Below are 11,928 nucleotides of genomic sequence, written 5' to 3' on the forward strand. Positions count from 1 at the left end.
CCAACATCCCACACTGTGCTCCCCGATGACCTCGGGGGCATCATCCACATCAGTGTAAGGGGGTCATTTTTGGACGCCGATCACCCCGCTACGGGGTCAATTTTGCATGCCGGTTCACAGGCAGAGGAGACCGCCCCGGCTGCTAGGAAACCTGAAGGGAGAGAGACATGACGCGCAAGATTGACGCCCTCGTGATCGGCGCAGGCGTGGCGGGGCTGTACCAGCTTCACCAGCTTCGAGAGATGGGGATGGACGTGCACGGGGTCGAGGCGGGATCGGACCTCGGCGGCACGTGGTACTGGAACCGCTATCCCGGGGCCAAGTTCGACAGCGAGAGCTATATCTACCAGTACCTGTTCGACGAAAAGCTCTACAAGGACTGGACCTGTTCCGAACGCTTCCCGGCGCAGCCCGAGATCGAGCGCTGGATGCACTACGTTGCCGACCGGCTCGACCTGCGCAAGGATTTCACCTTCTCCGCGAGGGTGACGAAGGCGGATTTCAACGAGGACACCGGCCGCTGGAATGTCGCGACCGACACCGGCGAGACCTATGACACCCAGTTCCTTATCGGCTGCACCGGGATGCTCTCGGCACCGCTCACCGACCGCTTCAAGGGGCAGAACAGCTTCCGGGGCGAGATCGTTCATACCGGGCGATATCCGAAGGGCGGGCTTGATCTGGAAGGCAAGCGTGTCGGCGTCATCGGCATCGGCGCCACGGGGATCCAGGTGATCCAGACCATTGCGCCCATCGTCGGCTCGATGACGGTCTTCGTGCGCACCCCGCAATACGTGCTGCCGATGAAAAACCCGAAATACGGGCCTGACGAGGCCGCGGCCTACAAGGCGCGCTGGGACGAGCTGACGACCAACCTGCCGCACACCTTCACCGGCTTCGAATACGATTTCGAGCACAAATGGGCTGATTGCACGCCCGAGCAGCGCCGCGCGATCCTCGAGGAGATCCACGCTGACGGCTCGCTGAAGCTGTGGCTGGCGTCCTTCGCCGAGATGTTCTTCGACGAAGCGGTCTCGGAGGAGATCAGCCAGTTCGTCCGCGAGAAGATGGAGGCTCGGCTGAAGGATCCGAAGCTTATCGACATCCTCGTGCCAAAGCAGGGCGACTACGGGTTCGGCACCCACCGCGTGCCGCTGGAGACCAACTATCTCGAGGTCTACCTGCAGGACAACGTCACCGCCGTGTCGGTGAAAGAGAACCCCATCGCCGAAATCGTTCCCGAGGGCGTGAAGCTCGAGGACGGCACCGTGCACGCGCTTGACGTGATCATCATGGCGGTCGGCTTCGATGCGGGCTCCGGGGCTCTGAGCCGGATCGACATCACCGGCCGCGACGGTCTCAAGCTGAAGGACGAGTGGGGCAAGGAGATCCGCACCACGCTCGGACTGCAGAAATACGGCTTCCCCAACCTCTTCATGACAGGCGCGCCGCTCGCGCCGTCCGCCGCGCTTTGCAACATGACCACCTGCCTGCAGCAGCAGACCGAGTGGATCACCGACTGCATCAAGGCGATGCACGCGCAGGGGGCCACGGTGATCGAGCCCACCGCCGAGGGCGAGGAGGCCTGGGTGCAGCATCACGACGAGACGGCCAACGCGACGCTGATCGCGAAGACCAACAGCTGGTACACGGGCTCGAATGTGCCGGGCAAGCCGCGCCGGGTGCTGAGCTACACCGGCGGCGTCGGCACCTACCGGGCAAAATGCCAGGAGGCGGCGGACAAGGGCTACGAGGGCTTCGCCATGAGCAAGGCCCACGAGGTCGAAGCCGCCGAGTGAGCTACTGCGCCCGCCGTCGGAAAACGGCGGGCGTCTCTCCGAAGGCCGCCGAGAACATCCGTGTCAGGTGAGCCTGATCGGAAAAGCCGCAATCGGCGGCGATGGCCTTGATCGGCTCGGCGCTGCGGGCCAGCTTTTCGCGCGCCTTCTCGAGGCGGCGGGCGGTGACGAAGGCGTAGGGCGGCTTGCCGAAGCTGCGCCGGAACTGCCGGGCAAAACGGCAAGGTGTCAGGTCCAGTGCCTCGGCCATGCACCTGAGATCCAGCGCTTCGCCAAGATGGGCCTCGATGAACTCGAGAACGCGGGCCTTCTGTGCGGCGCTGAGCGTCCCGTCTTCGAACCGCTCCGGGGTCCGCGCTTCGGCGTAGCGGCGCAGCAGGTGCACGATCAGCCCCCGCGCCACGCTGTCGACGTAGAGCGCACCGCCGATGGCCTGGGCCCGCGCCTCCGCCGCGATCATGCTCATGGCGTGGGTCATCACCTCGTCGTCAGTCCGAAGCACGTCGGCCAGCGCCACGTCGGTGACGCAGCAATCCAGAACCTCGCTCGCCACTTCGGCGACCAGCGCGCTCGAGAGATAGACGTGGCAGACGTCGATCGGCGCATCCCACGACCAGGAGGCCTGTTGCGCCCGCGTCAGCAGGGAGGCCGCGCCGGGACCGAGTGTTTCCCGGCTCCAGCGCCCGTCGAAACGGCGCTGCATCGGCGTGACACCGTCGCGGTAGCCCACCAGCATGAAATCCTTCATCGCGGGGACGATCACGTCCTGCCCCTCATAGTGATAAGCGCGCAGGCCGACGCCGCGCCAGCCCAGCCCGTCGCTGGCCAGCAGCACCTTGCCCGGCACATGCGTCGGCAAGGCCTCGAAATCGATCAGGTCGGTCATCGCATCCTCCTCCCAAAGTCATGCGAAACGTCAGTGTCATGGCGGGGGCGACCTTTGGGCCGCCCCCTGCCGCTCGGCGATCCTCCCCGCTCAGGTCGCGCGCAGCGCGTCGTAGACGGCGGTCTCGAACGCGAGATAGCCGGGGAAGGAGATCGGATCGCCAAAGGGCAGGATCTGGGTCGCCCAATAGCCGCCGATGCCGTTGTGCCGGTCGATCCAGTAGAAGCTGTTGGCGAGCCCCGCCCAGCCGATGGCCCCGGCCGGGCGGCCGGTCGGGGCCTCCTCGGTGTTGACCATGAACGTGTATGACCAGTCCTTGCCGAGGCCCGGGAAGAACTCGGCGTCATTCGACAGGGACGGGATGACGCCGGGCAGCATCGTCACCTTCTGCGGCGGCACCAGCGCGCCCTTGACGGCCCAGTCCACGGTCTCCGGCTTCAGCACCCGCCCGTTCGGGCCGTCGCCGTCGTTCAGCCACATGCGGATGAACTTCATGTATTCCGGCACGGTGCCGTAGAGACCATGCCCGCCCATGTCGATCTCCGGGTTGTCGGGCAGGGCGAAGCCGTCCATCGGATCGAGCGCCATGCCGTCGCCACGGGCGTGGATGGTCGCGCTCCGGTCCTTCATCGCGTCGCTGCGGGTAAAGGCGATCTCGTTCATGTCCAGCGGATCGAAGACCCGCTCGCGCATGACCTCGCCAAGGCGCTTTCCCCGGATGCCCTCGACCACTTGGCCGACCCAGTCGATATTGGTGCCGTATTCCCACTTTTCGCCCGGATCGAAGAGCAGAGGCGTCTCCAGCGCCGCGCGGGTCCCGGTGACCACCGAGGGCTGACCGTGCTCTTCGGCCATGCGCTTGTACATCTCGTTGAAGAAGTCGTAGCCAAAACCCGCGGTGTGCAGCATCAGCTGCCGCGTGGTGATCTCGGTCTTCGGTGCGCGCAGGCGCGGCTGCCCTCCGGCATCGAAGCCTTCGAGCACCTGCACCTCGCCCAGCCAGGGCGCGTAGTCGCTGGCCGGCGCATCGAGGTCCAGAAGACCGTCCTCGACGCATTGCAGGGCGCAGGTGCCCGCGATGGCCTTGGTGGTCGAGAAGATGGCAAAGACGGTGTCCTCGGTCATCGGGTGGTCACCGAGGCGGCGGTCTCCGGCGGCACCGGAATAGATGTCACGCTCACGGTCGGTCACCATGGCGACGACGCCCGGAACGCGGGTCGATCCCTCGGTCACCTTGGTCAGAACCGCGTCCAGCGCGGATGCGAGATCTTCGGTATGGATGTCCTTCATCTTGTCCTCCCATTGAACATGCGAGAACCAGGATGCCTGCTCGCCGGGGCGGCCGCTGTCACCGAACGGCAGCGCCTGTTCGCGTTCGGAAGCCAAATTGCGCGCGTCAGCCGCTCTTGCGCCTGCGGGTCTGGGAGGGCGTCTCGCCGAAGCGCGCGCGGTATCGGCCCGCCAGCGCGCCGAAATTGCTGAAGCCCCAGGCGCTGGCGATCGCTGTCACGGTCATCTCCTCGGGCAGGGTTTCGAGGTCCTGCCGGAAGCCCTCCAACCGCCGCGCCACGAGAAAGCCACGCGGGGACAGGCCGCGAAACTTGCGGAACCCTCCCGAGAGCGTGCGTGCGGTGACCCCGACGCGTGCTGCCACATCGCCGATCGACGGCGCCTCGCGCGCCTCGGCGGTCAGGATCTCTTCCGCCCGGCGGACATATCCCGGGGCGGCACAGCGTGCGCCGGTCTCCAGCGACAGGCCCGCCGCGCCGGCCCATTGGCGCAGAAGCTCGACGCAGAGGATTTCCTCGATATGGCGCGCCATCGCCGTCTCGTGCGAGCCGCCATCGGCACGCACCAGCGTCCGCGCCGCGTAATCAAGCAGCGACAGCCAGGCCGATCCCGGCCCGCCGAACTTGACCCTGCGGGTCCAGAGATCGTCATCGGGGACGAAGCCGTACCAGCGCTCGGCGGTGTCTGCCATGACCTGATGCGGGATGGTGAGGTTCAGCTGCATGTGGTCCGGGTCGCCCTCGAGCCAGTAATCGGTGCGTGAGCAGTCCACCACGAAGCTCTCCCCAGCCCCGGTGGGGACCGAGCCGCCGTCGGTCTGGTGGTCGAGCGCGCCCTTGAGCGTGTTCAGCACCAGGATGTTCCCTGCCTCAGGGTCGAAGCGGTCAAGATGAATGCCCGTGCCGTAGGAAAAGCGGGTCATGGTCACCCGCCCGGCTCTTGCCGAGATCATCGTGGCATCCGGGTGTGCGTGTCTAACAAGGGGCCTGACCCGATAGGGCATGTAGACCGTCTGACAGAAAGCCTCGACCTCGTCCCAATCCATCGAGCGGGTCGCGCCGCCATGATGGATCCGTCGGCCTTCGGCATCCCGCACGAGGGCATCTTCCAACAAAATCCCGCTCCTCCTCGCGATTTCGATGAGCGCCGACGGTAACACAGTTTCGAGTTGGATCGATCTACTTTGGTGGCGCCTGGGCGCGTTGCGGCGCAACCTGCGCAAGTCCAGCGGCCTGCCAGCCCCGTGGTGGCGCAACTACTGGCGGCCCGTTCGGCGCCCGCCAACGCCGATGCGGACGTCATGGCGCGCCTCTTCGACCAAAGACGGCGGATGCCAAGCATCAGGAGCGAGTGGGAAATGCCCGCGCGGGCCGGCACGTCCCGACCCGTCAGCCGAATGGAGGCGTTGCGGCAAGCCGGCTCGCCCCTGTCGGCGGAGTGTCGCGGATATCGACCAAAGTTCATCCGGCGTTTGGGTTGGCCCGTGGTAGGGTCTGTGTCGAGGAGGGGCACGCATGATCGGGAGCAAGCATATCGAAGAGATCGCGCAGGTCCTGGATGGTCTTGCCACCGGGCGTGACAGCTATGTGGATGCGTCCTGGCGACGCTGTGTCGAACTCTACGGGATGGATCCCGAGCGCAGCGAGCCCGCCCATATTGTCACCGAAGCCGAATTCCGCGCCCATCGTGATCAGGCTGACTGGATGATCGGCGCAGCCCGCGCGAGCCTGCAGAGCCTCTTTCGGCAGGTCGCGGGGCAGAATTACGTGCTGCTGCTGACCGATGCCAAGGGCGTCTGCGTCGACTTCTTCGGTGACAGCCTCTTCGCGGACGAACTGCGCGGGGCGGGACTCTATCTCGGCTCGAACTGGTCCGAGGATCTTGCCGGAACCTGCGGCGTGGGAGCTTGCATCGTGACCGGCGAGCCGGTCACGGTCCATCAGGACGACCATTTCGGCAATGCCCACACGGCGCTCTCCTGCACCTCTGCGCCGATCTACGACAGCCTCGGCCAGCTGGCCGCGGTGCTCGACATCTCTTTGCTGCGCTCGCCCTCGCCGAAGAGCAGCCAGAACCTTGCCATGTCGCTGGTGACTGCGGCGGCGCGGCGGGTCGAGATGGCCAACCTGATGGCCGCGAGCCGTCGCGAATGGGTTTTGAGGTTTTCCTCCAGCCCGGAGTTCCTTGATGTGGACCCCGAGTGCGCGGTTGCTCTTGACGGCTCGGGCCGGGTGATCGGGGCCACCCATGCCGCGACACGGATGCTCTCGCGTGGGGGGCAGTTGATCGGAGAAAGGATCGACGGTCTGCTCGGGATCAGCGTCGACGATCTTCCCGACCTGATGCGTGATCGCCCGACCGAAGAGCGTGTCGTGGCGCTTGGCGATGGCGGTGCGGTCTTCGGTCACGCGATCGCGCCACAGGCTCCGCGCCGGCCACCGGGGACGACGGTCTCCCGCAGCTCCGGCGGCGTCCTGAACGGGCTCGCGGGCAGTGATCCCGGCTTGGACCGCCTCTTGTCGCGGGTGGAACGGCTCGCGCCGACAGAGGTTCCGCTGGTGCTCTGCGGAGAGAGCGGCAGCGGCAAGACAAAGCTCGCCCGCGCCGTTCACATGGCCTCAGGGCGGGGCGGATTCGCTACACTGGACTGCGCCGGGATGCAGGCCGACGAGATGGCCTCGGTAATCGAGGTGCAGCCCCGACCTGCGACGCTGCTGCTTCGGCGCATCGAGGACCTTTCCGAGACAGCCGCGCTTGCGCTGCCCGGGCTTCTGGATGCGCATTCCGACCTGCGACCGATCGCAACCAGCGGCCTCTCGCCAAGTGCTCTTCTTTCGCACGAGATCCTGCCGTGCGCGCTCTATCACCGACTTGCCGGGGCTGTCTTCGAGCTGCCGCCGTTGCGCGAGCGGCAAGATCTTGGCTGGCTGATCGAGCGGCTGCTGCGGCGGCGGTCCGGCGGCGAGATGCGTCTCACGCCCTCGGCCCGCGCAGAACTGATGGCCCGCGACTGGCCGGGTAATCTGCGCGAGCTGGGCAATGTGCTCGACGTGGCCTGTGCCCTGGCCGAAGGCTGCGTGATCGACCTGCCGGATCTGCCCGAGCCGCCGCGGCCCTGCGCCGAGGAGCAGAGCCTCGAGGCGGTGCTCGACGCCTGCAATTGGAACATGGCCCGCGCCGCACGGCGGCTCGGGGTGAACCGCTCGACGGTTCTGCGCCGGATCCGCAAGGAAGGGTTGCGCGCGCCGAACTGATGCGTTGCGCGGCGTTGCGTTTGCAACATGCTGCGATGCCGCAATCTGAGAGGCAGCCAAAATTGTCGGATTCGCGTGGCCCGAGGGCGGCAGGGCTCGCCACACTCTCCTCATCACATTGCCTATGAGGAGGATACGCAATGCTCGACTCGACCGTCACCGCCGAAGTGCAGGACATGCTCGACAGCCTGAACGCCGCCCTGGAGGAGGGCGACGCGCAGGCTGCCAGTGCACTCTTTGCCACCGACAGCTACTGGCGCGACCTGATCGCCGTCACCTGGAACCTGAAGACCGTGGAGGGGCCCGCCGGCGTGCAGGACATGCTCGCGGCCCAGCTCAAGCACACCAAGCCGCGCAGCTTTGCCATTCAGAAGGGAGAGCTCCCTGGAGAGGATGGCGGCGTCATCACCGCGTGGATCACCTTCGAGACCGCCGTCGGGCGGGGCTGGGGGCTGATGCGCCTGAAGGACGGCCGCATCTGGACGTTGCTGACAGCGCTGCAGGAGCTGAAGGGGTTCGAGGAAAACCGCGGCAAGCGCCGCCCGATGGGGGCCGAGCACGGTGCCGCGAAGAACCGCAAGTCGTGGAAGGAAAAGCGCGAGGCGGAGGCGGCTGAGCTCGGTTATACCGAGCAGCCCTATACCGTCATCATCGGCGGCGGGCAGGGCGGTATCGCGCTTGGCGCGCGGCTGCGTCAGCTCGGCGTGCCGACCATCGTGCTCGACAAGCATGACCGTCCGGGCGACCAGTGGCGGTCGCGGTACAAGTCGCTCTGCCTGCACGATCCGATCTGGTACGATCACCTGCCGTATATCAAGTTTCCCGACAACTGGCCGGTCTTCACGCCCAAGGACAAGGTCGGCGACTGGCTCGAGATGTACACCAAGGTTATGGAGATCAACTACTGGACCCGATCCGAGGTGCAGAAGGCGGCCTATGACGAGGCCACCGGCACATGGGAGGTCAAGGTCAATCGCGACGGCGAAGAGGTGACGCTGCGCCCGATCCAGCTGGTTCTGGCGACCGGCATGTCGGGCAAGGCCAACATCCCCTCCTTCCCGGGCATGGAGAGCTTCAAGGGCACGATCCAGCATTCCTCGCAGCACGAGGGGCCGGACGCGTGGACCGGCAAGAAGGTGGTGGTCGTCGGCTCGAACAACTCGGCGCACGACATCTGCGCTGCGCTCTGGGAGGCCGATGCCGATGTGACGATGGTGCAGCGCAGCTCGACCCATATCGTGCGCTCGGACACGCTCATGGAGATCGGCCTCGGCGCGCTCTACTCGGAGGAGGCTGTTGCCAGCGGCATGACGACCGAGAAAGCCGACATGGTCTTTGCTTCGCTGCCCTACCGGATCATGCACGAGTTCCAGATCCCGCTCTACGACCAGATGAAGGAACGCGACGCCGAGTTCTATGCCGGGCTTGAGAAGGCCGGGTTCGATCTCGACTGGGGCGATGACGGCTCGGGCCTGTTCATGAAGTACCTGCGCCGCGGTTCAGGATATTACATCGACGTAGGCGCCAGCCAGCTCATCATCGACGGTGAGGTGAAGCTGGTGAAGGGGCAGGTGGAACGCTTCGACGAGACCGGTGTGGTGCTGGCCGATGGGACGCATCTCGAGGCCGACCTCGTGGTGATGGCCACGGGCTACGGCAGCATGAACGGCTGGGCCGCGGATCTCATCAATCAGGAGGTGGCGGACAAGGTCGGCAAGGTCTGGGGGCTCGGCTCCGACACCACCAAGGATCCCGGCCCCTGGGAGGGCGAACAGCGCAACATGTGGAAGCCGACGCAGCAGGAGAACCTCTGGTTTCACGGCGGCAACCTGCACCAGTCGCGGCACTACTCTCTGTATCTCGCGTTGCAACTGAAGGCCCGGATGGAGGGCATCGACACCCCCGTCTACGGCCTGCAGGAGGTGCATCACCTGTCGTGATGCCCTCTCCGGCGCGCCGCGATGGCGCGCCGCGCGCCCGGCCAGTCCTCCCGCCGGGCGCATCCTTTCTGACATCGGAGAAAAGACATGAAAGCAGCACGTTGGCATGGCGTGAAGGATATCCGCGTCGAAGATATCGCAGACCCGCAGCCCGGTAAGGGCGAGGTGAAGGTCAAGGTTGCCTGGACCGGAATCTGCGGCAGCGACCTGCACGAGTACCTGGCCGGGCCGATCTTTGTGCCGGTGGACGAAGACCACCCCCTGAGCCACGACAAGGCGCCGATCACCATGGGGCACGAATATTGCGGTACGGTCGCCGAGCTGGGCGACGGCGTCACCGAGCTCGCGGTCGGCGACCGCGTCGCGATCGAGCCGATCTTTGCCTGCGGGGCTTGCCCGGCCTGCCTCGAGGGCAAGTACAACCTCTGCGACAGCCTTGGCTTTGTCGGCCTGTCCGGCGGACATGGTGGTTTCGCCGCGCACAGCGTCGTGCCCGCGCGCATGGTCCACAAGATGCCTGAAGGACTGTCGATGGAACAAGGCGCGCTCGTAGAGCCTGCGGCCGTCGCACTGCACGCTGTGCGCCTGTCCAGGATCAAGGCCGGTGACAAGGCCGCCGTCTTTGGCGCGGGCCCGATCGGGCTTCTGGTGGTGGAGTCGCTGCGCGTGGCCGGCGCCTCCGAAATCCACGTCGTCGAACCGTCGCACGTTCGGCGACAAAAGGCGCTGGATCTCGGCGCGACATCGGTGATCGATCCGACGGCGACCGACGCAGTGGCTGACATCCGCGCCGCCACGGGTGGGGTTCATGTCGCCTTCGAAGTGACCGGTGTGCCTCAGGTCCTGCCGCAGTGCATCGACGCGACCCGGCACGAAGGGCAGGTTCTGGTCGTTTCAATCTGGGAACAGGAGGCCTCCTTCCAGCCCAACACGGTCGTGCTCAAGGAGCGACAGGTGCAGGGCACCATCGCCTATCGCAACGTCTATCCGGCGGTGATGGCGCTGATGACCCAAGGCTATTTCAGCGCCGATCAGCTGGTCACGAAGCGCATCGCTTTGGAGGATATCGTCACCGAAGGTTTCGAGGCACTGGTCGCGGAGAAATCTCATGTGAAGATCCTCGTCGAGGCACCCGGCTGACGCCCCACCAGATAGAAAGCCGGCCGCCCGGGAAACGAAGGGCGGCCGGCGTCCCGCAAATCGCGACAGGCTGGTCAGAGGCGTGCGCCGACATGCCGCGAACATTCTGGTTCATATGCACGTCCGATCACACTTCCGAATTGCAGGTGTGAGCCCGGTCCGGCAGGATCACGTTCCGGCGTTCCCTACAGTGCCGTTTCTTGTGTGGATGGCCGCGCATGGCGGCCATCCCGGCGGACGACCGGACGTGCTGGTCAGCCGCCGGAGGTTGGTGGAAGGGACCAGCCCTTGCCTGCAGCGACCTGCAGTCTTGCCCAACTTGCCGCGAGATCCCGCACGCTGGATGCCAGCGTCAGGCGGGCGCCAGCGAGAGAGCGCTGGACCTCGAGATAGTCGAGCAGGGTTGTCGTTCCTCCTTCGTAAGTCGTGCGCGACAGCGCCACGGCCCGCTCGAACGAAGCCACGCTGCGCCGGTAGCCGGCGACCGCGCGGCGGTCGCGCAGGACGTCGCTCTGCGCCGCCTGCACCTCCTCGACTGCGCCCAGGACGGCGCCGCGCCACCCGAGCTCCGCTTGCTGCGCCTGCGCCACGGCGGCGTCGCGATTGGCGCGCAGCACGCCTTGGTTCAGCACCGGGATCGACAGTTGAGGCCCATAGCTCCAGCTGTTCACGCCTTCGGAAGTGGAGACCGTTCCGCCAAGCCGCAGAGACGGGTAAAGCTGCGCCTCGCTGACCCCGACGCGGGCCGTTGCGGCGGCAAGCTCGGCCTCGGCGGCGCGCAGGTCGGGGCGGTTGCGCAGCAGATCCGCCGGAACCCCCGCCGAGGCGCTGCTGCCGGGACGGGGCTGGGCGGCGCCGCGTTGCAGGCGGGCCTCGAGACCCTGCACGGGCTGCGCCAGAAGCGTCGCGATGGCATAGGTCGCGGCGTAGTAGCCCTGTTCGAGACCGGGCAGCGTGGCCTGCGCCTCGTCGAGCGCCGCTTGCGCCTGTGCCTCGTCCAGCGCGGTGGCCGCGCCCGCCTCGCGCTGGCTCTGCACGAGGCTGAGCGTATCGCGCCGGGTTGCCACGGTCTCGCGACTGATCGCGAGTGCGTTCTGGTAGTAGCGCAGGTCGATGTAATTGCTGACAAGCGCCGAAAGCAGCGCCAGCCGCGCGGTGCCGACGCCCAGCTCTGCCGCTTGCAGGTCGGCGAGCGCCGCCTCGCGGGACCGCCGCTCGCCGCCGAAGAGGTCGAGCATCAATGCCGGGGCGAAGATCGCGCCGGAGGTGTTGGTGGTCCCGGAGATCTCCTCGCCGCCGGCGCGGATGGTGTCCGCCGTCAGCCCGCCGCTGACCTGCGCCGGCAGGCCGGTCGCGCGGGCGGCGGCCTGCGCCTCGGCCACGCGGCTCAGCGCGGTCCGGATGTCGAGGTTCTGGCGCAGGCCGGCCTGCACGAGTTCACTCAACAGCGCATCGTCATATGAGCGCCACCACGATTGCAGTGCAGCATCGCCCACCGGCTGCGCATCGCCTTCGGCAAAGGTGGCCGCAAGCGGCTGGATCGGGGGTTCATGATCGGGGCCGACGGTGCAGGCGCAGAGCGCCAGCACGGCCGGAAGGAGGGCGTAACGTATCATGGT

Annotated in this window: 8 protein-coding genes; 4 read left to right on the forward strand and 4 right to left on the reverse strand. The window is 66.5% G+C overall.

Features of this window, described 5'->3' with window-relative positions; genetic code table 11:
* Positions 1–167: 167 nt before the first annotated feature.
* On the forward strand, positions 168–1,799 hold the full coding sequence (locus JF542_RS08055; RefSeq protein ID WP_207075464.1) for a flavin-containing monooxygenase: 1,632 nt from the start codon (positions 168–170) through the stop codon (positions 1,797–1,799).
* A gap of 1 nt (position 1,800) precedes the next feature.
* Here JF542_RS08055 and JF542_RS08060 read toward each other — a convergent pair whose 3' ends face one another.
* The 3 genes from JF542_RS08060 to JF542_RS08070 form a co-directional block, all read right to left on the reverse strand.
* Complete coding sequence (locus JF542_RS08060; RefSeq protein WP_207075465.1) at positions 1,801–2,685, reverse strand: helix-turn-helix domain-containing protein; 885 nt, start codon at positions 2,683–2,685, stop codon at positions 1,801–1,803.
* A gap of 90 nt (positions 2,686–2,775) precedes the next feature.
* On the reverse strand, positions 2,776–3,975 hold the full coding sequence (gene acmB / locus JF542_RS08065) for a methyl acetate hydrolase AcmB (RefSeq protein ID WP_207075466.1): 1,200 nt from the start codon (positions 3,973–3,975) through the stop codon (positions 2,776–2,778).
* A gap of 106 nt (positions 3,976–4,081) precedes the next feature.
* Complete coding sequence (locus JF542_RS08070) at positions 4,082–5,089, reverse strand: AraC family transcriptional regulator (protein ID WP_207075467.1); 1,008 nt, start codon at positions 5,087–5,089, stop codon at positions 4,082–4,084.
* Between the two features lie 400 nt (positions 5,090–5,489).
* Here JF542_RS08070 and JF542_RS08075 point away from each other — a divergent pair, with 400 nt between their 5' ends.
* The 3 genes from JF542_RS08075 to JF542_RS08085 all read left to right on the forward strand — a co-directional run bounded on the left by JF542_RS08075 (position 5,490) and on the right by JF542_RS08085 (position 10,309).
* Positions 5,490–7,229 (forward strand): sigma-54-dependent Fis family transcriptional regulator, encoded by a 1,740-nt coding sequence (locus tag JF542_RS08075; protein ID WP_207075468.1) that lies wholly within the window; start codon positions 5,490–5,492, stop codon positions 7,227–7,229.
* 140 nt (positions 7,230–7,369) lie between these two features.
* Positions 7,370–9,169, forward strand: coding sequence for an NAD(P)/FAD-dependent oxidoreductase (locus JF542_RS08080; protein WP_207075469.1), 1,800 nt, complete (start codon positions 7,370–7,372; stop codon positions 9,167–9,169).
* Between the two features lie 87 nt (positions 9,170–9,256).
* Positions 9,257–10,309, forward strand: a complete 1,053-nt coding sequence (locus tag JF542_RS08085; RefSeq protein WP_207075470.1) for a 2,3-butanediol dehydrogenase — start codon at positions 9,257–9,259, stop codon at positions 10,307–10,309.
* Positions 10,310–10,563: 254 nt separating this feature from the next.
* Here the strand turns inward: JF542_RS08085 and JF542_RS08090 are convergent, their stop codons facing one another.
* A complete protein-coding gene (locus JF542_RS08090) occupies positions 10,564–11,925 on the reverse strand; it encodes an efflux transporter outer membrane subunit (protein WP_207075471.1) in 1,362 nt (453 codons plus the stop codon).
* Positions 11,926–11,928: the final 3 nt, after the last annotated feature.

It is taken from the genome of Salipiger bermudensis (assembly GCF_017309175.1).
Taxonomy (GTDB): domain Bacteria; phylum Pseudomonadota; class Alphaproteobacteria; order Rhodobacterales; family Rhodobacteraceae; genus Salipiger; species Salipiger bermudensis.

Coding starts and splice junctions, on each gene's coding strand:
- JF542_RS08075 (WP_207075468.1), top strand. CDS start 5,490: ATGATCGGGAGCAAGCATATCGAAGAGATCGCGCAGGTCCTGGATGGT.
- JF542_RS08055 (WP_207075464.1), top strand. CDS start 168: ATGACGCGCAAGATTGACGCCCTCGTGATCGGCGCAGGCGTGGCGGGG.
- JF542_RS08060 (WP_207075465.1), bottom strand. CDS start 2,685: ATGACCGACCTGATCGATTTCGAGGCCTTGCCGACGCATGTGCCGGGC.
- JF542_RS08080 (WP_207075469.1), top strand. CDS start 7,370: ATGCTCGACTCGACCGTCACCGCCGAAGTGCAGGACATGCTCGACAGC.
- JF542_RS08085 (WP_207075470.1), top strand. CDS start 9,257: ATGAAAGCAGCACGTTGGCATGGCGTGAAGGATATCCGCGTCGAAGAT.
- JF542_RS08090 (WP_207075471.1), bottom strand. CDS start 11,925: ATGATACGTTACGCCCTCCTTCCGGCCGTGCTGGCGCTCTGCGCCTGC.
- acmB (WP_207075466.1), bottom strand. CDS start 3,975: ATGAAGGACATCCATACCGAAGATCTCGCATCCGCGCTGGACGCGGTT.